This window comes from Streptomyces sp. MS191 (assembly GCF_008042125.1).
In the GTDB taxonomy this organism is placed as follows: Bacteria; Actinomycetota; Actinomycetes; order Streptomycetales; family Streptomycetaceae; genus Streptomyces.
Genome location: NZ_RDBI01000040.1, coordinates 568,263 through 591,008, shown reverse-complemented (window position 1 = coordinate 591,008; position 22,746 = coordinate 568,263). Strand labels below are relative to the sequence as shown.

Genomic DNA, 22,746 nt, shown 5'->3' with positions numbered 1-22,746 from the left:
TCAGTACAGTCGCCTGCGACCACACACTTCACCGGGGGGAACCGGTAGCACGATGCGCATCTCCTTTCTGCTCCACAACGGCTACCACATCGGCGGCACCATCCGGACGACGTTCACCCTCGCCCAGGAGCTGGCGGCACGTCACGAGGTCGAGATCGTCTCGGTCTTCCGGCACCGCGACGCACCGATCCTGGACGTGCCCGAGGGGGTGACTCTGCGTCATCTCGTCGACCTGCGGAGGAAGAGCCCCGGATACGACGGCGGGCACCCCGACTTCGCCCGGCCGGCCAAGGTCTTCCCGCGCGGCGACGGCCGCTGGAAGCAGTACAGCGCCCTCACCGACGCCCGGATCGGGGATCATCTGCGCGCGGTCGAGGCGGACGTCGTCGTCGGCACCCGCCCCGGGCTCAACGTCCACCTCGCCAAGGAGGCCCGGCCCGGCGGCCCGGTCCTGGTCGGCCAGGAGCACCTGATCCTCGACGGACACACCTACCGCCTGCGCCGCGAGATCGGCCACCAGTACGCCCTCCTGGACGCCCTCACCACGGTCACCGAGGCCGACGCCCGCGCCTACCGGAACAGGCTGCGGCTCCCGGGCGTACGGATCGACGCCGTGCCCAACAGCGTCCCCGCGCCGAGCGTGCCGCCCGCCGACCCGGCCGCCAAGGTCGTCGTGGCGGCGGGACGCCTGATCCCGGTCAAACGCTACGACGTGCTCATCGACGCCTTCGCCGAGGTCGCCGCGGCCCGCCCGGACTGGAAGCTGCGGATCTACGGCACCGGCGACGCCTCCGACAACCTGAGGAAGGCGCTCGCCCGCCAGATCGAGCGCCGGGGGCTGGGCGAGCACGTCTTCCTGATGGGCACCGCCAACCCGATGGAACCGGAGTGGGCCAAGGGCTCGATCGCCGCCGTCACCTCGCAGCGCGAGTCCTTCGGCATGACCATCGTCGAGGCGATGCGCTGCGGCCTTCCGGTCGTCTCCACCGACTGCCCCCACGGACCCCGCGAGATCATCGAGGACGGAGTCGACGGCCGCCTGGTGCCGGTCGACGACGTGCCCGCGATCGCCGGGGCCCTGCTCGCCCTCATCGACGACGACGGACTGCGGGAGAAGGCGGCGCGGGCGGCGCGCACGTCGTCGGAACGCTTCGACCCCGCCCGGATCGCCACCCGGCACGAGGAGATCTGGACGGAGCTGGTCACCCGGGGCCACGCGGGGCGCGCCCACGGCCGCCTCGGCGACGCGCTGCACCGCGCGGCCGGCGGCGTGATCGACGCCGGCTACTCGCTGAAGGCGAGGATCGGCCGACTGGTCCGCCGCTTCCGCTGAACACCCGGCCCCGGATCGCGGACCGTAGCTGTCCGCGATCGCTGGCAGACTCGACCCCATGTTGGAGACCTCCGCACGACTGCTCCGCCTGCTCTCGCTGCTCCAGGCCCACCGCGAGTGGTCGGGCGCCGATCTGGCCGACCGGCTCGGGGTCACCCCGCGGACCGTGCGACGCGACGTCGACCGGCTGCGCGAGCTCGGCTACCCGGTCAACGCCAGTCCCGGCACCGGCGGCGGGTACCAGCTCGGCGCCGGGGCCGAGCTCCCGCCGCTGCTCCTCGACGACGAGGAGGCCGTCGCCGTCGCCGTCGGGCTGCGCACCGCCGCCGGACAGGGCATCGAGGGCATCGGCGAGACCTCCGTACGCGCCCTGGCCAAGCTGGAGCAGGTCCTGCCGGCCCGGCTGCGCCGCAGGGTCGGCGCGCTGAACGCCTTCACCGTGCCGATGCTGCGCACCCCGCGGACCCAGGTCGACCCGGCCGTCCTCACCGATCTCGCCCATGCCTGCCGGGACGGCGAACGGCTGCGCTTCGAGTACCGCGACCACACCGGTGCCACCACCCGCCGCACCGTCGAACCGCACCGCCTGGTGTGCACCGAACGCCGCTGGTACCTGGTCGCCTGGGACGTGGACCGTGACGACTGGCGCACGTTCCGGGCCGACCGCATCGACCCGCGGCCGCCGCACGGCCCGCGCTTCCCGCCGCGCGAACCCCCGGCGGAGGACCTCGCCGCCTACGTCTCGAAGGGCGTCTCCACCTCGGCGTACGCCGCCGAGGCGACGATCCGGCTCCATGTGCCGCTGGCCGAGGCGGCCCGGACCGTCGGGCCGATGGACGGCGTCCTGGAGGCCGACGGTGACGACGCCTGCCTGCTGCGCACCGGCGCGGGCAGTCTCGACTACCTGGTCTTCCACGTGACCCTGATGGGCCTCGAGTTCGAGGTGGTCGAGCCGCGGGAGCTCGACGAGCGCATCCGTGTGATCAGGGACCGGATGTCCCGGGCCCTGGACCGGGCAGGGGAGCGGCCGGCGGACTGACCGGGCCGCGTTCGAGGGCCGCGAACTCCGGGTGGTGCAGGTCGAACGCCGGCGACTCGGACCGGATCCGCGGCACGGACTCGAAGTTGTGGCGGGGCGGCGGGCAGGACGTCGCCCACTCCAGCGAGCGGCCGAAGCCCCACGGGTCGTCGACGTCGATCTTCGTGCCGTACCTGGCGGTCCGCCAGACGTTGTACAGGAACGGCAGCGTGGAGATGCCGAGCAGGAACGCGCCGATGGTCGAGATCGTGTTCAGCGTGGTGAAGCCGTCGGCGTAGAGGTAGTCCGCGTAACGCCGGGGCATGCCCTCGGCGCCCAGCCAGTGCTGCACCAGGAACGTCATGTGGAAGCCGACGAAGAGCGTCCAGAAGTGGATCCGGCCCAGCTGCTCGTCCAGCATCCTGCCGGTGAACTTGGGCCACCAGAAGTGGAAGCCGGCGAAGGTCGCGAAGACGACCGTGCCGAAGACGGTGTAGTGGAAGTGCGCGACGACGAAGTACGAGTCGGTGACCGCGAAGTCCATCGGCGGCGAGGCCAGGATGATCCCGGTGAGCCCGCCGAAGAGGAAGGACACCAGGAACCCCACCGACCACAGCATCGGCGTCTCGAACGAGAGCGAGCCCCGCAGCATCGTGCCGGTCCAGTTGAAGAACTTCACGCCCGTCGGTACGGCGATGAGGAAGGACAGCAGCGAGAAGAAGGGCAGCAGCACCGCCCCCGTGACGAACATGTGGTGCGCCCACACCACCACCGAGAGACCGGTGATCGTCATGGTGGCGCCGATCAGCGTCGCGTAGCCGAAGATCGGCTTCCGGGAGAAGACCGGGATGATCTCGCTGATGATGCCGAAGAACGGCAGGGCGATGATGTAGACCTCGGGATGGCCGAAGAACCAGAAGAGGTGCTGCCACAGCAGCGCGCCGCCGTTCGCCGCGTCGAAGACCACCGAGCCGAAGCGCCGGTCGGCCTCCAGCACCAGCAGCGCCGCCGCGAGGACCGGGAACGCCAGGAGCACCAGGATCGCGGTGAACAGGACGTTCCAGGTGAAGATCGGCATCCGGAACATGGTCATGCCTGGGGCCCGCATCCCGACGATCGTCGCCAGGAAGTTCACCGAGGTGAGGATGGTGCCGAAGCCGGAGAGCGCCAGCCCCATGATCCACAGGTCGGCGCCGATGCCGGGGGACCGTTCCAGGCCGTTCAGCGGGGCGTAGGCCGTCCATCCGAAGGCGGGCGGCCCGGACGGCACGAGCAGGGAGCCGACGACCATGAGGCCGCCCAGCAGGAACAGCCAGTACGAGAACATGTTCAGCCGCGGGAAGGCGACGTCCGGGGAGCCGATCTGCAACGGAACCAGTTCGTTGGCGAAGCCGGCGAAGGTCGGCGTCGCGAAGAGCAGCAGCATGATCGTGCCGTGCAGGGTGAACGCCTGGTTGAACTGCTGGTTGTCCACGAGCTGGAGGCCGGGCCGGGCCAGCTCGGCGCGCATCACCATCGCCATCAGCCCTGCGGCCAGGAAGAACAGGAACGCGGTGATCAGATAAAGGTGGCCGATCTTCTTGTGATCGGTGGTGGTGAGCCAGTCGATCAGGACCCGCCCATGACGTTGTGGCGCCGATTCGACGGCCGCGCTCGCGGTCTCGGTGCCCACCATCGCTGCCTCCGCTGGTCCGGTCGTCCGGACATGATGCGCGCACCGGGGGAGGGATCGACGGAGGCGGAGTGCGCGGGATGGTCCGGACGGCGGACGGTGTGCGGACCGTGTAAGGAAATCGTGAATGCCGGATCCCTGGGATGAGCCCGTCAATTTCGCTGGCCGGGCGGGGAGACGGAATTCCGTGAACCCCCGCGCGAAGTGGCGGAAGAGGCCGGGAATTGCCGGAGAAGCGGCCGGAAACTGCCCGAACGAGTGACGAGGCCCGTGTCAAACATATGTCGAGAACCTGTGACACAAGCGTGACCGCCGTGGTGCACGGGCTTGCTGGGACATCTCTCGCCGGCTGCGCTTCCGTCACGGTCCGGCGCCGCCTAACGTGAGGCGCATGACACCGAAGCCGACCTCTCACGAACCGAACGAAGACGGCTCCCCGGACTCCTACGTGGGGCTGGACGCGGAGCGCGCCGAACAGCTCGCGGGCCGTCGCGGCTGGAACGTCGTGCGCTCGCTGCCGCCCGGATCGATCATCACCATGGAGTACCTGGAGGGACGCATCAACTTCGAGGTGGACGGCGGGACGGTCACCCGCTGCTGGCTCGGCTGACCCCGACGGCACCCGTCGGGCCCGCGAGCGCCCCGTACGCCCGGGGAAGCGTTTCGGAGGTCCGGGACAGGACCTCCGGGACGCGAGAAGGGCCCCGGCCGGAGCCGGGGCCCTTCTCCCTGCGGTCGTGGCGGGCGCTCAGCCGCCCGTGAGGGGCCGCGAGTGGCCCGGGCGGCGGCTGCCGGCCGGAGTGACCGGGGTCCGCTCGGAGCGCACGGCGTGGGTCCGGGGCGTGCTGAGCGGCGGAGCCAGCCGCCCCTCCCCGCGTCCGGCACGGCCACCGCGCACGCCGATGATCTCCCGTACCGGCTCCTCGGCCCCCGACGCGCGCGGCGGGAAGAGCGAGGGGCGCGGCCCACCGGTCGCGACGGGCAGCGACGGCACCAGCCGGCGACGGGCGCGCAGTCGCTCGCGGAGCCGGTCGCGCAGCGCCAGGATCATCTCCTCCGCCCGGGCGATCACCGGCTCGCACCAGGGCAGCGCGAGCAGGATCAGCAGGCCGGCGGCCCAGCCGAGCACCACGTCGCTCAGCCAGTGCGTGCCGAGGTAGACGGTGGTGAGGCCGACACCCAGCGCGACCACGGCGGACAGTGCCGACAGATAGCGCCGGGCCCGCGGCGTGGTCGCCAGATAGGCCAGGATTCCCCAGGTCACGACCGCGTTGGCGGTGTGTCCGGACGGAAATATATCGCCGCCGGCGAAGAGCTCGGCGGAGCCGATCTGCGTCGCGTAGTGGGGGCCGAGACGGCCGAGTCCGAGCTTGACCGCGCCGACTGTGACATTGAGCAGCAGCAGCGCCGCGCCGAGTGCCAGCAGGGGGCGGAGGGTGTGCTGGCGCCAGGAGCGCCAGCCCAGCCAGGCCGCCACCATCACGGCCGTCGGGCCGCGTTGACCGAGGACGACGTAGTAGTCGAGAAAACCGTGGATCTCCGSCCKCTGCTGGTACGGCCGGAAGAGCATGATCTTCCAGTCGAGGGTCACCAGCCCGGTGGAGAGCAGTACGGCGACGACGATCGCGAGATAGAACGCCAACGTCCCGCCGAAGAGGGCGAGACGCGTGCGGGTCATCCGCGGGACCTCTATCTTCGGCGGTTCCGGCTCCCGGTCCAGCCGGGCAAAGATGTCGGTACGCACCCAATCGACGTTACAGGGAGTGAGTAGCGAGACAGGGCGATCCCGTGCCTTCGTGATGACGATGTGATGTGGAGTAGGTCTCAACGCGGCGAATATCACCATCCGCGGTCGGCTAATCCGATGACCTTCTGCCCTATTGTCGGCGGGGGTGTTTCCGGAAGTCTGTTTGTATGCCGTGGAATTGCTTCACACGGTTGTCCGAACGGAATTCCGTGCGACGCGACGACCGGACGGAGTGGCGTACGCCACACTCGGCGGCCCGCCGGGGTGAGAGCTGGACCACGCGCTCGGGCCCTGAACTCGCGTACGCTGACGGCTCACTCGCCCGTCGATGCCGGGCCGCCCCGAGGACAAGCGCCCCGGCCGGAGCCCGCCGAGCGCGAGGGAATCACTGGGAGGTACGTACATGCAGCGGACGATCACGGCCCGAACACGGCTCCGTGCCGCCGCGGGCGGTGCCAACCGCTGGGTCGTCCTCGTCGTCCTCTGCGTCAGCCTTCTGCTGGTCGCCCTGGATGCGACCATCCTTCACGTCGCGGTCCCCTCGGTCACCGAGGACCTGCGCCCCAGCTCCACCGCCCTGCTGTGGATCGTCGACGCCTATCCGCTGATCTGCGCGTCGCTGCTCATCCTCTTCGGCACGCTGGGTGACCGGGTCGGCCGGCGCCGGGTGCTGCTCATCGGTTACGCGCTGTTCGGCGTCGCCTCGGCGGTCGCCGCGCTCGCCACCGCCCCCGAGGTGCTGATCGCGGCCCGCGCCCTGCTGGGCGTCGGCGGCGCGATGATCATGCCCGCCACCCTCTCGATCCTCCGGGCGGTCTTCCCCGACCGGCGCGAGCGGGCCACCGCGATCGGGATCTGGACGGCGGTCGCCGCGGTCGGCGCCGCCACCGGTCCGGTGCTCGGCGGCTTCCTGGTCGAGCACTTCTGGTGGGGTTCGGTCTTCCTGATCAACATCCCGCTGATGGCCTTCATCCTGCCGCTGGGCCGCTGGCTGCTGCCCGAGTCGCGGGGCGCCGCCGACGGCCCCTGGGACGTCCTCGGCGCGCTGATGGCCGCCGCCGGCGTGCTGGGCGTGGTCCTCGGGGTCAAGCGGCTCGGCGCGGGCGAGAGCCTGTCGGCCTTCCCGACCGCCGCACCGCTCCTCGTCGGGGCGGCGCTGCTCGTCGTCTTCGTGCGGCGGCAGAAGCGGCGCCGGCATCCGCTGATCGACATGCGGCTCTTCTCCCGGGCCGCGTTCACCACCTCCGTCGGCTGCATCGTGCTCGCCATGCTCGCGCTGGTCGGCCTGGAGCTCATCGCGGTCCAGTACCTCCAGCTGGTCCTCGGGCTCAGCCCCCTGGAGACCGGGCTGCGGCTGCTGCCGCTCACCTTCGCGGCCATGGCGGCCGGTGCCACCGGCACGTACACCCTGCGCAGGATCGGACCGCGCCGGATGGTCGGCTGGGGCTTCGTGCTCACCGCCGCCGCCGTGCTGCTGCTGGTCCTCATGGGGCAGCACGACCGGCCCCTGCTGCTCACCGTCGGCTTCGTGCTGCTCGGTTTCGGCCTGCAGACCACTCTCTTCTCCGCGTACGAGTCGATGCTGAGCGAGGCCCCGCCGGAGAGCGCGGGCGGCGCGGCCGCCATCGGGGAGACCTCCTACCAGCTCGGCGCGGGCATGGGCATCGCGCTGCTCGGCAGCGTGATGAACGCCGCCTACGGTCCCGGGCTCTCCGGCGTCCCGGGGGTGCCGGACGGCGTGAGCCGGGCCGCCGCCAACTCGCTGGGCGAGGCCTACCAGGTGGCCGACGGCCTCGGCGGGCCGGCGGGCGAAGCGCTGCACCGCGCGGCCCGGCACGCCTTCGTGCACGGCCTGCACGTGACGCTGTTCGTCAGCGCCGGGCTGCTGCTGCTCGGCGCGCTCATGGCGCTGCGGCTGCCCCGGGTGATGGAGTGCACGGTCGATCCCGAGGATCTGGCGGACCGCACCCGGGCGGCCGGGGCGGACGTCGCCTCCGGCGCCGGCGACCGTCGGGCCGCGGCCGGTCCGGAGGGCCCGGGCGAGAGGTCCGGGCAGGCCCGCACCGCGGGCCGCGGCGGGTCCGGCGAGCCCCTGCGGGTTCCCGCCACGCGCGAGCCCGTCGAGTCGGCCGGCTCTGGACGCACGGCACACTGACCCGTAACGTCGGCGCCGGTTCCTGACCGGACACCCCCTGGTCAGCGCGCGATCCGCCGGAGGCCCCTCGCATGTCCGCACCCTCGAAGCTGCCGCCCTTCGACCCGGCCGACCCGCTCGGCCTCGACGACCTCCTCGACCCCGAGGACCTCGCCGTGCGGGAGACGGTCCGCGGCTGGGCCGCCGACCGGGTCCTGCCGCACATCGCCGAGTGGTACGAGCAGGGCGAGCTGCCCGCGATCCGCGAGCTGGCCCGTGAGCTCGGCTCGATCGGCGCCCTGGGCATGTCCCTGACCGGCTACGGCTGCGCGGGCGCGACCCACGTCCAGTACGGCCTGGCCTGCCTGGAGCTGGAGGCCGCCGACTCGGGCATCCGCTCGCTCGTGTCCGTGCAGGGTTCGCTCGCCATGTACGCGATCTGGAAGTTCGGCTCCGAGGAGCAGAAGCGCCAGTGGCTGCCCGGCATGGCGGCGGGCGAGATCATCGGCTGCTTCGGCCTCACCGAGCCCGACCACGGCTCCGACCCGGCCGGCATGCGCACCCACGCGAAGCGGGACGGCGACGACTGGGTGCTCAACGGCCGCAAGATGTGGATCACCAACGGCTCGGTGGCGGGCGTGGCCGTCGTCTGGGCGCAGACCGACGAGGGCATCCGCGGCTTCGTGGTCCCGACCGACGCGGCCGGGTTCTCGGCGCCCGAGATCCGGCACAAGTGGTCGCTGCGGGCCAGCGTCACCAGCGAACTGGTCATGGACGACGTGCGCCTGCCGGCCGACGCCGTCCTCCCGGAGGTCGTCGGCCTGAAGGGGCCGCTCAGCTGCCTCTCGCACGCCCGCTACGGCATCGTCTGGGGCGCGATGGGGGCGGCGCGGTCCTCGTTCGAGACGGCGTTGTCGTACGCGCGGACGCGTGAGCAGTTCGGCAGGCCGATCGGCGGCTTCCAGCTCACCCAGGGCAAGCTCGCCGACATGGCGGTGGAGCTGCACAAGGGCATCCTGCTCGCCCACCACCTCGGGCGGCGGCTCGACGCCGGAAGGCTCCGCCCCGAGCAGGTCAGCTTCGGCAAGCTCAACAACGTGCGGGAGGCCATCGAGATCTGCCGTACCTCGCGCACCATCCTCGGTGCCAACGGCATCTCGCTGGAGTACCCCGTGATGCGGCACGCCACCAACCTCGAGTCCGTCCTCACCTACGAGGGCACGGTCGAGATGCACCAGCTGGTCCTGGGCAAGGCGCTCACCGGCCTGGACGCCTTCCGGTAGGCGGCGGCGCGGAAGGCCCTCCGGTGAGCGGCCCTGCCCTCAGCTCTGGTTGAAGAAACCGTCCTGCGCGCGGGACGCGGGGTCCCCGCTGACGATCTGCGTGTCGGCGGGGGTCAGCAGGAAGACCCGCGTCGCCACGCGCTCGATGGATCCGCGCAGGCCGAAGGCGAGGCCGGCGGCGAAGTCCACCACGCGCTTGGCGTCGGAGGGCTCCATGGCCGTGAGGTTCACGATGACCGGGACCCCGTCCCGGAAGAGCTCACCGATGCCCCGGGCGTCCCGGAACCCGTCCGGGGAGACGGTCGCGATCCGGCGGCCCTGCTCCTGCGCCGAGTCGGACGCCACCCGGACCCGGGGGTCCGTCACCCAGGCGTCGCCGCTCTCGGCACCTTCGGCGTACTCGTCGTCGTAGTAACGCTCGTCGTTGTCCTCGACGAGTCCCAGCCATGCACTCGCCTTGCGCACCGATCCCATGGACGCCTCCTTTCAGCGCGGTCACTTGTGGTTCCGCAATCCCTATCGTCGTCCATGATGCGGATTGCGCGCCAAGTGGATAGTCGGCGCGCGAGAGTTTCGTAACGGTACTGGTGCAGAACGTGAGGCCCGATTTCTGGCGATCAGTCAGGAATCTTGCGGTATGCGGGGCCTGACAGAGGATTGGATGGGGGTGTGCAACTCAAAATATGAAAGTCGGGCCAGAAGGGTGACGACGGGGGCGTACGGGTGAACGAGCGGGCTCGGTACGATGCCGGACGCACAGGCGCGCGAAGCACGGGGGATCACTTGTTCGGAATCGTCAGGCCCTGCACCCACCGCCTCGGTGACGGCCTCAAGACGGAGTGGATGGCCCATCTCTGCGGCCTCTGTCTCGCACTCCGTGCCGACCACGGGCAGTTCGCCCGCGTGGTCACCAACTACGACGGCCTGATCGTCTCGGTCCTGACGGAGGCTCAGACCGGCACCCGCACCGGCGCGGTGGCGGGCGGGCGCCGCACGGCGGGTCCGTGCCCGCTGCGCCAGATGAAGAGCGCCCCGGTCGCCCAGGGCGAGGGGGCCCGGCTCGCCGCGGCGGTCTCGCTGGTGCTCGCCTCCGCCAAGGTCCGCGACCACGTCGCCGACCGGGACGGCCTGCTGGCCCGCCGGCCGGTCGCCGCCGCGGCCCGCCGGGTCGCCAGGTCCTGGGACCGGGCGGGCGCGCGGACCGGCCGGGAACTCGGCTTCGACACGGCCGTCCTGGTCGACGCGGTGGACCGGCAGACCGGGATCGAGGCGCTGGCCGGCCCGGGTACGCCGCTGCTGGTCGTGACCGAGCCGACGGAGACGGCGACGGCCGCGGCCTTCGCCCACACCGCGGTACTCGCCGGGCGGCCAGGGAACGTGGAGCCGCTCGCCGAGGCCGGCCGGCTCTTCGGCCGGCTCGCCCACCTGCTCGACGCCGTCGAGGACCGGGAGGCCGACGCCGCGACCGGGGCGTGGAACCCGCTGACCGCGACCGGGACCTCGCTCGACGAGGCACGGCGGCTCGCGGACGACGCGCTGCACGGCATCCGGCTGGCGCTGCGGGACGCGGAGTTCGTCAACGGCCGGCTGGCCCACGTGCTGCTCGCGCACGAACTGCGCAACTCCGTGGACCGCGCCTTCGGCACGACCGCCTGCGCGCACCGCACCGGCACGGCGGGGCAGGCCGGGGACGCGGCGCCGCACCCGACGGGCGCCCACCAGCCCGGCCCGTACCAGCCGGGCCCCCACGCCCCGGGACCGGTGCCCGGCAATCCGTACGCGCCCGGGCCGGGGGGACCCGGCGGCGGCGGGCCCTTTCCCCCGGAGCCGCCGAACCGTCGCCGGGGGCTGATCGCCGGCTGCGCCGTCTGGATGGGACTGGCCTGCAGCTGCCAGTTGTGCTGCGGCACCTACGAGGACCCCTGGAGCCGGGAGCGCAAGGAGAGCCTGTGCAGCAACTGCGACTGCAGCGGCTGTGGCGACTGCTGCAATTGCTGCAACTGCTGTGGCGGCGAGGGCGACGGCGGTGACGGAGGCTGCTGCGACGGCTGTGACTGCGGTTGCGACTGCTGACGGCCTGGCCGACCGCCCGGCGGCCCCCGGGACCGGGGAGCGGGGCGCCGCGCGGCACCCCGCCCCGTACGGGCGTCGCTACTTCGTCGGCGCCGGGATCTCCGGGGGCGAGATGCGGGACTCGGCGATGGCCGAGTCCGTCAGCCCCCACTTCCGCAGGATCCGGTCGTACGTGCCGTCCTTCTTCAGCCGGTTCACCGCCGCCTGGAAGGCCGGGGCCAGCGGCGTCCCCTTCTTGAAGGCGAAGCCGACGTCGAGGCGCCGGTACTCGTTGAGGAACCTCACGTTCTCCTGCTGGGTCACCGCGTAGCGCAGGCCGTTGACCGTGCTCATCAGGACGTCGCTGCGCCCCTGCTGGAGCGACATCCACTGGGCGCCCTGATCGGAGAAGCTCTGGATCGTGTACGGCTTCCTGCCCGCCGCGGAGCACCGGGCCTTGTTCCGCTCCAACGTCGCCTCGAAGGTCGTCCCGCCTCCCGTGGCCACGTTCAGACCGCACAGCTGGGTGAGGTCGGTGACCTTCTTCAGCGGGCTGTCCGCACGCGCCGCGAACCCCTGCCCGTCGTTGATGTACGTGACGAAGTCGATGGTCCGGCGCCGCTCCTCCGTCACGCCGAAGTTCCCGGTGCCGAAGTCGTACTTGCCGCTGCCCAGGGCCGGCAGGATCGCCTCCCAGCTCACCACCTCACGCGTGAGCCGGAGCCCGAGGACCTTCGCCACCGCGTCCGTCAGGTCCACGTCCCCGCCGACCAGCGTGCGGCCGTCCGGCAGGTAAGCGGCGCCGGGCAGGCTGCCCGTCGACGAGGCCACCGAGACGGTGCCCCGCTGCCGGACCTCGGCCGGCAGCAGCGCGGCCGCCGCCTCGTCCTTGGTCACGGCCGAGACCACGTCGGCCGTCGGGATCGCGCCCTTCTTCGCGCCCGCCGCGCCGGCGGGCGTGGTCGCCGGGTCGCCCGAACCGCACGCGGTGAGGGTGAGCGCGGCGGTGGTGATCAGGGCGAAGAGGGCGGTGTGGCGCCGTACGCCGCCGGGGCGCGCCGCGGTGTTCCGCGGGGCGGTGGACCGCGCGCCCGCGGAGGGCGCGTCGGCGGGTCGGGTGTCGGTGGGTCGCGCGGCCTCGGAGCGCGTGCCGGCGGGCTGTCGCGTGCTGGTGGGCCGGGTGCTGGTGGGGCTCATGGCTTCGGGGTCTCCAAGTGTTTCTCGAACGGCAGCGGGCCGATCGATTCCGGATCCGCCGACACGTCGAAGAGCGGGCGGTATCCGGCGGCCAGGTAGAGGCCCTTGGCCTCGGGCTGGCGCGGTCCGGTGGTCAGGAAGATGCGGGTGTAGCCGGCGTCGGCCGCCTCTCGTTCGAGGACGGTCAGCATCCGCCGGGCGAGGCCGCGCCGGCGGTGCGCCGAGTGGGTCCAGATCCGCTTCAGCTCGGCGGTCCCGTCGTCGTAGCGGCGGTAGGCGCCGCCGGCGACGGGCCGGCCCTGTTCGAGCAGGAGCAGGAACGCGCCCCCGGGCGCCGCGAACTCCTCGGGCGGATAGCGGTCGAGGTCGTCGGCGGAGCCGTAGCGCAGGTTGTACTCGTACGCCAGCTCGTCGAGGAGCGGGCGGGCCAAGGGGTCGTCGACCGTGGTCCGGCGCACGGAGAGCGCGGACGCCGGGCTGGGGGTGAAGGTCATGGGTGTCCTTCGGGCCGCGGAGCGGGCAGGGGAGTCCGGGGCACGACGACGTCGGACCCGGGCAGGACGGAGAGGGACGGGCAGGGGCGAGGCGGGGCGGGACGGCGGACGCCGAGACGCGGCGAAGTCCCGCCCGGGCAGGGCGAGGAGAGCCGGGACCGGCCGGATCAGGGCAGATCAGGCCAGGCCGAGGCAGGGCGGAGCGAGGGGAGGAAGAGCTCGACTACACAGGTGGAGACGCCGCGGAAGAGAGCGCGGGCAGGCGAAACGCAGGGGGTCGGCTCAACAGGAGGAGGACCACACGCGACCGAAGTCGATGTGGGAGCGCGTGACCAGCCATTGCTGCGAATGCATGGCCCAAGTGGAACAGGCATCCGTTTCCCCGTCAACCAGGTGAGACGTACAGCTCACAGTTCGGACACCCTTGACAGCGAACGGTGTTGACCGCATAGCCTCGAAGGGCGGATCGAGCTGAGGGGCTCGGATCCGCGCTCGTCTCCGTGTGCAGGCGCACTCCCGTGTTCGATCGACGTATCCACGGAGCCTTCGCATGTCCGCGACCCTCACCAAAGCGGCCGGCCGCACCCCGGCCGCCGATCCACCCCGCATCGTCCCCGCCCGCCGCACCGGCCAGTGGACCGCGGCCGCCGCCGTCCTCGTCCTCCTCGCGCTCGGACTCCTCTCGGTCGTCCGCAACGAGGCCTTCCAATGGGACGTCGTCGGCGCCTACTTCACCTCGGCCGCCGTCCTGCGCGGACTCGGCCTCACCCTCTGGCTGACCGCCCTCGTCATGCTCCTGGGCTTCGCGCTGGGCACCCTGCTCGCCGTGTTCAGACTCTCCGCCAACCCGGTCCTGAAGGCCGTCAGCTGGGGCTACGTCTGGTTCTTCCGTTCCACACCGATCCTGGTCCAGCTGCTCTTCTGGTTCAACATCGGCGCCCTCTACCCGCAGATCCTCGGCATCCACACGGTCAACCTGCTCGGCCCGGTCGCCGTCGCCGTCATCGGACTGACCCTGCACGAGGCCGCGTACGCCGCCGAGGTGGTGCGCGGCGGCATCCTCTCCGTCGACCGCGGCCAGATCGAGGCCGCGCAGTCCCTCGGCCTCGGCCGACTGCGCCGGTTCTCCCGGATCGTGCTGCCCCAGGCGATGCGCTCGATCGTCCCGCCCGCCGGGAACATGCTGATCGGCACCCTCAAGGGCACCTCCATCGTCTCCGTGATCGCCGTGCAGGACCTGCTCTACTCCGTCCAGCTCGTCTACCACCGCACCTACCAGGTCGTGCCGCTGCTCCTGGTCGCCACGATCTGGTACGTCGCGGTCACCTCGGTCCTCGGCATCGGACAGCACTACGTGGAGCGGCACTACGCGCGCGGCACGGCGGGTGCGCGATGACGCCGCGAGCCGCCCTCGTGATCGTGGGAGCCGGGCCGCGGGGGACCGGACTCCTGGAGCGCGTCGCCGCCAACCTGCCCGAGCTGTACGGCGACCGGCCGCTGGACGTCCACCTCGTCGACCCCCACCCGGCAGGCGGCGGGCGCATCTGGCGCACCGGGCAGTCCCCGCTGCTCTGGATGAACTCGCAGGCCGAGGACGTCACCATGTTCACCGACGAGACCGTGGAGATCGCCGGGCCCGTCCGGCCGGGACCCACGCTCGCCGAGTGGGCGGACCTCGACGGGCACACCTTCCCCAGCCGGCCCCAGCAGGGCGCCTATCTGCGCTGGGTGTACGAGGAGGCCCGCGCCGCGCTGCCGGCTTCCGTCACCGTCCACGAACACCGCACCAGCGCGGTCCGGGTGAGCGGCCCGCGCGAGGGCCGCCAGCGCGTCTGGCTGGCGGACCGGTCCACCCCCCTCCTCGCCGACCTCGTCGTCCTCACCATCGGCCATCTCGACGCCGAACCCGGCAAGGACCAGCGGGAACTGGCGGACTTCGCGGCCCGTCACGGACTGCTCCACCTGCCGCCCGACTTCACCGCCGACACCGACCTTTCGGCGATCCCCGCCGGCGAACCCGTCCTCGTGCGCGGCTTCGGGCTGGCCTTCGTCGACCTGATGGTGCTGCTCACCGAGGGCCGCGGCGGACGGTACGAGAACGGGGAGTACGTGCCCTCCGGCAAGGAGCCGCTGCTCCACGTCGGATCGCGGCGAGGTGTCCCGTACCACTCCAAGATCGGCTACACCCTGGAAGGCGAACGGCCGCCGCTGCCACGCTTCTTCGGCCCGGCGGAGGTCGACGAACTGCTGCGCCGGCCCGGCCCCGCCGACTTCCGGCGCGACGTCCTGCCCCTGATCGACAAGGAGCTCGGCTGGGCCCACTACCACCGGCTCCTCACCGCGCACCCCGAACGGACCGCCGTCGACCGGTCCGCCTTCGAGGAGGCGTACGCGGCGGCCGCGCCCGGCTCGGCCGAACTCGCCGCGGTCGTCGCCGCCGCCGTGCCCGACCCCGCCGACCGGCTCGACCTCGACGCCCTCGACCATCCGCTGGACGGGGTGCGCTTCGCGTCGGGCGACGCGCTCCAGGACGCGCTGCGCCGGCACATCGGCGACGACCTGGAGCGGCGCCACGACCCCGGGCACAGCCCGGACCTGGCCGTCTTCGGCGCGCTCCTGTCGGTCTACGGCCAGCTCATCCGGCTCGGCGACACCGGCGACCCGGACAACTGGTGGCACGGGTTCTTCAGCTTCCTCGCCTCCGGGCCCCCCGGCCCCCGGCTCCGGCAGCTCCTGGCCCTGTCGCGCGCCGGGATCGTCCGTTTCCTCGGCGCCGGCACGACGGTCGAGGCCGACGAGGAACGCGGCGTCTTCCGGGCCACCTCCGCCAGCGTGCCGGGGGAGTGGACCGAGGCCCGCGCCCTGGTGGAGGCCCGGCTCCCCGACGCCACCGTCGAACTCACCGGCAGCCCGCTGCTGCGCGCCCTCCACGAGGAGGGCGCGCGGGCCACTGACGCCGGACTGCTGGCCGTCGACCCCGCCGACGGCCGGATCCTGGGCCAGGACGGCCGGCCCCACCCGCGGCGCTTCGCGCTCGGTCCGCCCACCACCGCCCGGGCCGGCGGCGCCTTCACCCGGCCGCGCACCGGCGGGGTCGCCTTCCGGCAGAACGACGCGACGGCGCGCACCGCGCTCGCGTTCCTGCGGGACCTCTCCTGTCCCGCTCCCCTGAGCGCGAGCGCGTGACGTACGGCAGCTCCGGCCCCCGCCCCCGGCGGGCGCCCACCTGCCCGTAGCCCGCCTGCCCGTAGCCCGCCTGCCCGTAGCCCGCGGTCCCGTGACCCGCGGTCCCGTGGCCCCGGGGCGCAACCGCCCCGAAGGCCACGGTCGACGACCCCTTGGCCCGCCCGCTCCCGAGGGCGCGGCCCCGCCTCCGTACCCCTTCCCAAGGAAACCGTCATGGCCCTCACCAGCGATCCACCCCTCGACGTGGCGAAACCCCCGGCCGTCCCGGACGGAGCGGAGCTCAGGGTCGTCCCCGTCCGCCACCCCTGGCGCTGGGTCGCCGTCGTCGTCACCGCCGTGCTGCTGCTGCAGTTCGCCCACGGCCTGGTCACCAACCCGGGCTGGGAGTGGGACGTCTTCGCCCGCTTCTTCAGCACCGAGACGATCCTCCACGCCGTCTGGGTCACCCTCCAGCTGACCTTCTACGGCACGGCCCTCGGCTTCGCCCTCGGCATCGTGCTCGCCTTCATGCGCCTGTCGGCCAGCCCGTTCCTGAAGGCCGTGGCCTTCGCCTACATCTGGGCGTTCCGCTCGATCCCGCTGATCGTCCAGCTGCTCTTCTGGTTCAACCTGGCCTACCTCTACAAGGAGCTGAGCCTCGGCATCCCCTTCGGGCCGTCCTTCTACTCCTTCGACACGATGGGCCTGGTCGGCGCCATGAGCGCGGCCGTCCTCGGTCTCGCCCTGCACCAGGCCGCCTACGCGGCGGAGATCGTCCGCGGCGGCGTCCTGGCCGTGGACCCCGGGCAACTGGAGGCCGCCGCCGCCCTCGGCATCCCGCGCCTGCGCCAGCTGCGCAGGATCGTCCTGCCGCAGGCGATGCGCTCGATCCTGCCCAACGCCGCCAACGAGATCATCTCGCTCTTCAAGGGCACCTCGATCGTCTCCGTGATGGCGATCGGCGAACTCTTCTACCAGGTCCAGGTGGTCTACGGCCGCAACGGGCGCGTCGTCCCGCTCCTGATGGTCGCCACCGCCTGGTACGTCCTGCTGACCACCGTGCTCTCCGTCCTCCAGCACTACGTCGAACGCCACTACGCCAAGGGAGCCGTGCGATGAGCGCCCCCACCCCGTCCATGGTCGAAGTCCGCTCCGTCCACAAGAACTTCGGGCCGCTGGAGGTACTCCGCGGCATCGACCTCGACGTCCGGGCCGGCGAGGTCACCGTCGTCCTCGGACCTTCGGGCTCGGGCAAGTCCACCCTGTTGCGGACCATCAACCACCTGGAGAAGGTCGACAGCGGCTGGATCAGCGTCGACGGCACCCTGATCGGCTACCGCCGCTCCGGCGACAAGCTCTACGAGCTGCGCGAGCGAGAGATCCTCAAGCAGCGGACCCGGATCGGCTTCGTCTTCCAGAACTTCCACCTCTTCCCGCACCTCACCGTCCTCGAGAACATCGTCGAGGCCCCGGTGTCGGCCCTCAAGCGCCCCCGCAAGGACGCCGTCGCCGCCGCGGAGAAGCTGCTCGCCCGCGTCGGACTCGCCGACAAGGCGACCGCGTACCCCCGGCAGCTGTCCGGCGGCCAGCAGCAACGGGTCGCCATCGCCCGCGCCCTCGCCCTCGAACCCACCCTGCTGCTCTTCGACGAGCCGACCTCCGCGCTCGACCCCGAACTGGTCGGGGAGGTGCTCGACGTCATCAAGGACCTGGCCGCCTCCGGAACCACCATGATCGTCGTCACGCACGAGATCGGCTTCGCACGCGAGGTCGCCGACACCGTCGTCTTCATGGACGAGGGCCGGATCGTCGAGCAGGGCCCACCCGCCGAAGTCCTCGACAGCCCCCGCCACGCGCGCACCCGCGCCTTCCTCTCCAAGGTCCTCTGACCAGCCCCGTCCGCCCGTCTCCGGCCGTCTCCGGCCATCGACTCCACTCCCTCACCGTCCCGCCAGCAAGGAGCCCGCACCATGTCCCTCCGCCGCCCGCTCGCCGTCGCCCTCGCCGCCCTCACCTCCCTCGGTCTGCTCACCGCCTGCGGCACCAGCGACGCCGCCACCGACGAGATCCGGCCCAAGGGGCAGCAGGACACCGGGATCAACCTCGGCCCCGACCAGAAGCGCGTCCACACCGCCAAGGTCGACGCCATCGCGGCCCAGGTCCCCGAAGCCGTGCGCAAGCGCGGCACCCTGACCCTCGGCGTCTCCACCGGCAGCGCGCCCCCGCTCGCCTTCTACGCCACCGACGACAAGACACTGATCGGCGTCGAGGTCGATCTCGCCACCCTGGTCGCCGACACCCTGGGCCTGAAGCCCGAGTTCAACGCCGTGTCCTGGGAGAACCTCTTCGTCGGCCTCGACAGCGGCAAGTTCGACGGCGTCTTCTCCAACGTCACCGTGACCGAGGAGCGCAAGGACAAGTACGACTTCGCCACCTACCGCCTCGACGACCTCGCCTTCGAGGCGAAGAAGGGCTCCGGCTGGACCGTCAAGGCGCCCCAGGACGTCGCCGGGAAGACGATCGCGGTCGGCTCCGGCACCAACCAGGAGAAGATCCTCGTCGACTGGTCGAAGGAGAACGAGAAGGCCGGCCGCAAGCCCGTCGACATCAAGTACTTCCAGAACGTCTCCGACTACTACCTGGCGCTCCAGTCCGGCCGCATCGACGCCTACCTCGGCCCGAACCCGACCGCCGCCTACCACGTGGCGTCCGCCGGGCAGACCGAGGTCATCGGGAAGTTCTCCGGCGGCGGGGCCTCGATCCAGGGCAAGATCGCCGCCACCACCAAGAAGGACAGCGGCCTCGTCGCCGCCTACGCCGCCGCGCTCGACCACATCGTCGAGAACGGCACGTACGGCCAGGTCCTCAAGCGGTGGGGGCTGAACAGCGAGGCCGTGAAGAAGTCGGAGATCAACCCGCCCGGCCTGCCCCGCACCAAGAACTGACCCCGGCCTTCCCCGTACCCAGGGGGCCGGGCTCCCGGTGTCCGGTGCCGCGCCTCGCGGCGCTGCCGTCGACGCTCCGCACGGACTGCTTCCTCCGCCGTGGGATCCACGGCACCGGACACCGCTCGCCGGATCCGGTCCGATCGATCGGACACCCCCGGGAACCGACCGGCCCCGACCGCCCCGAAAGAGGCCGCATGCCCGCCATCCGACCGCTCCACCTCGCCGCCGAACTCGGCGGCGGGGTGGGCGCCACCCCCTTCACCGACGCCACCCGCCCGGTGGCCCTCGCCCGMCTCSCCGAGGAGGGCCGGCTCGACTTCGTCACCCTCGACGACTCCTTCACCCGGCCGGGCCTCGACGCCCTGGCGGTCCTCGCCCGGGTCGCCCCCGAGACCACCCGCACCGGTCTCGTCCCGACCGTCACCACCACCCACACCGAGCCCTTCCACGTCCAGGCCGCCGTCGCCACCCTCGACTGGGTCAGCCGCGGCCGGGCCGGCTGGCGGGTCGCGGTGTCGACCGGGGACGCCGAGGCACGCCTCTTCGGCCGCCGCCCGGCCGCCCCGCTCGGCGCCGTCTGGCACGAGGCGGGCGAGGTCGCCGACGTCTCCCGCAGACTCTGGGACAGCTGGGAGGACGACGCCGAGATACGCGACGTGTCGACAGGGCGCTTCATCGACCGCGACAAGCTGCACTACGTCGACTTCGAGGGCTCCGCCTTCTCCGTGAAGGGCCCCTCGATCGTGCCCCGGCCCCCGCAGGGCCACCCGGTGACCGTCGTCGACGCGACCCGGCCGGCCGCCCGGGACACCGCCGCCCGGTACGCCGACGTCGCCCTGGTCCGCGCCACGTCCGCCGAGGAGGCCGCCGCGCTGCGCGCCGCCCTCCACGAGCAGGCCCGGGCCCACGGCCGCGACCCGGAGCAGCTGCGCGTCCTGCTCTCGCTCACCGTCGACTTCGACACCCACGAAGGAGGGGACGGGGCCCTCGCCGGGCTGATCGCCGGCTGGCACGGCGGCGGCGCGGTCGACGGCTTCCACCTCGTGCCCGCCGTGCCCGAGCGGGACCTGGAGCGCTTCGTGCGCGGGACCGTGCCGCTCCTCGCCGACCGGGGCCTGTTCCCCACCTCGTACACGGGCACGACGCTCCGCGAGCACCTGGGGCTCGCCCGCCCCGCGAGCCGGTACGCCCGCCTCGGGGAGACGGCGTGAGCGCGGCGGGCGGCGACCGCCGCACGAAGCCCCTCCACCTCGCCGCCCACTTCCCGGGGGTCAACTCGACGACCGTCTGGGCCGATCCGCGCTCCGGCTCGCAGATCGACTTCTCCTCCTTCGAGCATCTGGCCCGGACCGCGGAGCGCGGCCTGTTCGACTTCTTCTTCCTCGCCGAGGGCCTGCGGCTGCGCGAGCACAACGGGCGCATCCACGACCTCGACGTGGTCGGCCGCCCCGAGTCGATCACGGTCCTCAACGCGCTCGCCGCCGTCACCGAGCGGATCGGACTGGCCGGCACCGTCAACGCCACCTTCAACGAGCCGTACGAGCTGGCCCGGCGGTTCGCCTCGCTCGACCACCTCAGCGGCGGGCGCGCGGCCTGGAACGTGGTCACCTCCTCCGACGCGTTCACCGGCGAGAACTTCCGGCGCGGCGGCTATCTGGACCGGTCCGACCGCTACCACCGGGCCGCCGAGTTCGTCGCCGCGGCCCGCACCCTGTGGGACTCCTGGACCCCGGGCGGCGTGGCGCAGCCGTTCGCCCACAGCGGTCCGCAGTTCACCGTGGAGGGCGAGTTCACCGTCCCCCGCTCCCCGCAGGGCCATCCCGTCGTCATCCAGGCGGGGGACTCCGACGAGGGCCGGGAGTTCGCCGCGGCCACCGCCGACGTGATCTTCACCCGGCACTCGACCCTGGAGGCGGGCCAGGCCTTCCGCGCCGACCTGCACCGCCGGCTCGCCCGGTACGGAAGGCGACCGGACGACCTCAAGGTCATGCCGGGCGTGACCTACGTCCTCGGCGACACCGACGCCGACGCCCAGGAGAAGGCGGCCGAGATCCGCCGGCAGCAGATCTCGCCGCAGAACGCGATCCTCGCCCTGGAGCAGGTCTGGGGCCGCGACCTGTCGGCGTACGACCCCGACGGGCCGCTCCCCGGGATCGACCCCGACCCGGACTCCGCCCTCGTGCAGGGCCGGGTACGGGTCGCCGACCCCCTCGCCGTCGCCGCGAAGTGGCGGGCCCTGTCCGAGGCCAAGGGACTCTCGATCCGCCAGACGGTCGTCGAGTCCACCGGCAGGCAGTCCTTCGTCGGGTCCCCGCAGGCCGTGGCCGCGGCCCTGGAGTCCTTCGTCGCCGCGGGCGCGGCGGACGGCTTCATCCTCGTCCCGCACCTGACCCCGTCCGGCCTCGACGACTTCGTCGACCGTGTCGTCCCCCTCCTCCAGGAACGCGGCGCGTTCCGTACGGAGTACTCCGGCACGACGCTGCGGTCGCACCTCGGGCTCGCGGAGCCCGTATGGAAGGGTGGAACACCATGAGCACGGATCCCGAGCAGGACGCGCGCCAGGACGCGCGGGACGCGGCGCAGGACTGGCGGCACTGGCACGAGCAGCGCACGGCGGCGGTCTCCTCGTCGTACGGTCCGCTCTCCCTCACCGGCACCTACTGGCTCTCCGACCACTCGGAGGGTCGAATTCCGGCCGTTCCCGGGCGGTGGCGCGAAGAGGGCGACGAGGTGCTGCTGACCGCCGACGCCGAGGACGCGATCACCGTCGACGGGAAGCCCCTGATCGGCAGCGTCCGGGTGGCCGCCGACCACGCCCCGATCCACGAGTCCCGCGTCGAGTCGGCCGGGCGGCGCCTGGTGGTGCTGCGTCGCGAGGGCTTGTGGGCGGTACGCGACTTCGACCCCGAGTCCGCCGCGCGCCGCGCCTTCCAGGGCATCGAGGCGACGCCGTACGACGAGCGGTGGGTCGTGCCGGGCACCTACCGGCCGTACGAGGCCGCCCGCAGCGTGCGGGTGGAGAACGCGGACGGCAAGGAGCGCGGCCTCGGTCTCGCCGGTGTCCTCTCCTTCGACCTGCACGGAGCCGAGCACACGCTCCAGGTCGCGGTCGAGGACGACGGCACGCTCTGGGCGGTCTTCGCCGACGCCACCGGTGGCCGGGACAGCTACCGCTTCCGCTTCCTGCGTCCGGAGGCCCCGGCGGAGGACGGCTCGGTGACGGTCGACTTCAACCGCGCCCTGCTGCCGCCGTGCGCCTTCGTGGACCACTTCATCTGCCCCTTCCCGCCGCCCGGCAACACCCTCGACACGGCGGTGCCGGCGGGGGAGCGGCGGGTGATCAACGGCTGACCAGGGGGTTCCCTCCTCGGGCAGGCGCTCCGGGCGCCGGCGGCTGCGCGGCCGCCGGCGCCCTTTCCGGTGCGCGGTCTTGTGCACCCGGCCCCGGGAGGCCACCATCACTGTCGGTGCATGTCAGGTACACAACATTCTGATGGCGCCTCGCGGGCCCGCCACCCTCGGGCCCCTCCGCTTTCCCCAGGAGGACCAGTGAGGAACAGACGCACCCGACTGCTCGCCGTCGTGACCGGCCTCGTGGCCGCCACGGCCGTCGCACTGCCCGGCGCCCAGGCGGCCCCCACCCCGGCCCCCGCCTCGGCCGCCCAACTCTCCCGCGCCGACGCCGCCGTCCTCACCGCCGACG

General features: G+C 72.5%; 19 protein-coding genes and 1 pseudogene. 15 read left to right on the top strand and 5 right to left on the bottom strand.

The window, feature by feature from the left end:
• The first annotated feature begins 52 nt into the window (after positions 1–52).
• Together EAO71_RS09555 and EAO71_RS09550 are read left to right on the top strand one after the other, a co-directional pair.
• The gene (locus EAO71_RS09555; protein WP_147977332.1) at positions 53–1,333 is read left to right on the top strand and encodes a glycosyltransferase family 4 protein; all 1,281 of its coding nucleotides are present in this window, start codon (positions 53–55) and stop codon (positions 1,331–1,333) included.
• A gap of 58 nt (positions 1,334–1,391) precedes the next feature.
• Positions 1,392–2,372, top strand: a complete 981-nt coding sequence (locus tag EAO71_RS09550) for a helix-turn-helix transcriptional regulator (RefSeq protein ID WP_147977331.1) — start codon at positions 1,392–1,394, stop codon at positions 2,370–2,372.
• Here EAO71_RS09550 and ctaD read toward each other — a convergent pair.
• The gene (gene ctaD / locus EAO71_RS09545; protein WP_147979194.1) at positions 2,317–4,023 is read right to left on the bottom strand and encodes an aa3-type cytochrome oxidase subunit I; all 1,707 of its coding nucleotides are present in this window, start codon (positions 4,021–4,023) and stop codon (positions 2,317–2,319) included. The genes EAO71_RS09550 and ctaD overlap by 56 nt on opposite strands.
• A 391-nt stretch (positions 4,024–4,414) precedes the next feature.
• Here ctaD and EAO71_RS09540 point away from each other — a divergent pair, with 391 nt between their 5' ends.
• Positions 4,415–4,633 carry an I78 family peptidase inhibitor gene (locus EAO71_RS09540; RefSeq protein ID WP_147977330.1) on the top strand — a complete coding sequence of 73 codons (219 nt, stop codon included), beginning with the start codon at positions 4,415–4,417 and terminating at the stop codon, positions 4,631–4,633.
• Between the two features lie 138 nt (positions 4,634–4,771).
• Here the strand turns inward: EAO71_RS09540 and EAO71_RS09535 are convergent, their stop codons facing one another.
• A complete protein-coding gene (locus EAO71_RS09535; protein ID WP_147977329.1) occupies positions 4,772–5,767 on the bottom strand; it encodes a phosphatase PAP2 family protein in 996 nt (331 codons plus the stop codon).
• Positions 5,768–6,173: 406 nt separating this feature from the next.
• On the opposite strand from EAO71_RS09535, the gene EAO71_RS09530 reads away from it, so the two are divergent.
• The gene (locus EAO71_RS09530) at positions 6,174–7,925 is read left to right on the top strand and encodes an MFS transporter (RefSeq protein ID WP_147977328.1); all 1,752 of its coding nucleotides are present in this window, start codon (positions 6,174–6,176) and stop codon (positions 7,923–7,925) included.
• A 71-nt stretch (positions 7,926–7,996) separates the two neighbouring features.
• The gene (locus EAO71_RS09525) at positions 7,997–9,187 is read left to right on the top strand and encodes an acyl-CoA dehydrogenase family protein (protein ID WP_147977327.1); all 1,191 of its coding nucleotides are present in this window, start codon (positions 7,997–7,999) and stop codon (positions 9,185–9,187) included.
• Between the two features lie 39 nt (positions 9,188–9,226).
• Here EAO71_RS09525 and EAO71_RS09520 read toward each other — a convergent pair whose 3' ends face one another.
• Positions 9,227–9,661 (bottom strand): cell division protein SepF, encoded by a 435-nt coding sequence (locus EAO71_RS09520; protein ID WP_147977326.1) that lies wholly within the window; start codon positions 9,659–9,661, stop codon positions 9,227–9,229.
• A 309-nt stretch (positions 9,662–9,970) separates the two neighbouring features.
• Between EAO71_RS09520 and EAO71_RS09515 the strand changes: the two genes are divergently transcribed.
• Entirely contained in the window at positions 9,971–11,260 is a 1,290-nt protein-coding gene (locus EAO71_RS09515; RefSeq protein WP_147977325.1) for a DUF5685 family protein, read from the top strand.
• 78 nt (positions 11,261–11,338) lie between these two features.
• On the opposite strand, the gene EAO71_RS09510 is transcribed toward EAO71_RS09515, so the two are convergent.
• Together EAO71_RS09510 and EAO71_RS09505 are read right to left on the bottom strand one after the other, a co-directional pair.
• Positions 11,339–12,436 (bottom strand): ABC transporter substrate-binding protein, encoded by a 1,098-nt coding sequence (locus EAO71_RS09510; protein ID WP_147977324.1) that lies wholly within the window; start codon positions 12,434–12,436, stop codon positions 11,339–11,341.
• The gene (locus EAO71_RS09505; RefSeq protein WP_147977323.1) at positions 12,433–12,930 is read right to left on the bottom strand and encodes a GNAT family N-acetyltransferase; all 498 of its coding nucleotides are present in this window, start codon (positions 12,928–12,930) and stop codon (positions 12,433–12,435) included. The genes EAO71_RS09510 and EAO71_RS09505 overlap by 4 nt, the downstream gene beginning before the upstream one ends.
• A 550-nt stretch (positions 12,931–13,480) precedes the next feature.
• On the opposite strand from EAO71_RS09505, the gene EAO71_RS09500 reads away from it, so the two are divergent.
• The 9 genes and pseudogenes from EAO71_RS09500 to EAO71_RS39950 form a co-directional block, all read left to right on the top strand.
• Entirely contained in the window at positions 13,481–14,326 is an 846-nt protein-coding gene (locus EAO71_RS09500; protein ID WP_147977322.1) for an amino acid ABC transporter permease, read from the top strand.
• The gene (locus EAO71_RS09495; protein WP_147977321.1) at positions 14,323–16,116 is read left to right on the top strand and encodes an FAD/NAD(P)-binding protein; all 1,794 of its coding nucleotides are present in this window, start codon (positions 14,323–14,325) and stop codon (positions 16,114–16,116) included. Before EAO71_RS09500 ends, EAO71_RS09495 begins: the two co-directional genes overlap by 4 nt.
• A gap of 213 nt (positions 16,117–16,329) precedes the next feature.
• On the top strand, positions 16,330–17,214 hold the full coding sequence (locus tag EAO71_RS09490; RefSeq protein ID WP_147977320.1) for an amino acid ABC transporter permease: 885 nt from the start codon (positions 16,330–16,332) through the stop codon (positions 17,212–17,214).
• A 17-nt stretch (positions 17,215–17,231) separates the two neighbouring features.
• Positions 17,232–17,984, top strand: a complete 753-nt coding sequence (locus EAO71_RS09485; protein ID WP_147979193.1) for an amino acid ABC transporter ATP-binding protein — start codon at positions 17,232–17,234, stop codon at positions 17,982–17,984.
• A gap of 81 nt (positions 17,985–18,065) precedes the next feature.
• On the top strand, positions 18,066–19,040 hold the full coding sequence (locus EAO71_RS09480; RefSeq protein ID WP_147977319.1) for an ABC transporter substrate-binding protein: 975 nt from the start codon (positions 18,066–18,068) through the stop codon (positions 19,038–19,040).
• Positions 19,041–19,237: 197 nt separating this feature from the next.
• A complete protein-coding gene (locus EAO71_RS09475) occupies positions 19,238–20,254 on the top strand; it encodes an LLM class flavin-dependent oxidoreductase (RefSeq protein ID WP_147977318.1) in 1,017 nt (338 codons plus the stop codon).
• Entirely contained in the window at positions 20,251–21,576 is a 1,326-nt protein-coding gene (locus EAO71_RS09470) for an NtaA/DmoA family FMN-dependent monooxygenase (RefSeq protein ID WP_147977317.1), read from the top strand. Before EAO71_RS09475 ends, EAO71_RS09470 begins: the two co-directional genes overlap by 4 nt.
• Positions 21,573–22,394: a DUF1684 domain-containing protein gene (locus EAO71_RS09465; protein WP_147977316.1), complete on the top strand. Its 822-nt coding sequence runs from the start codon at positions 21,573–21,575 to the stop codon at positions 22,392–22,394. Before EAO71_RS09470 ends, EAO71_RS09465 begins: the two co-directional genes overlap by 4 nt.
• Positions 22,395–22,514: 120 nt before the next feature.
• Positions 22,515–22,746 (top strand): annotated as a pseudogene (locus EAO71_RS39950) (hypothetical protein); the annotation flags it as partial.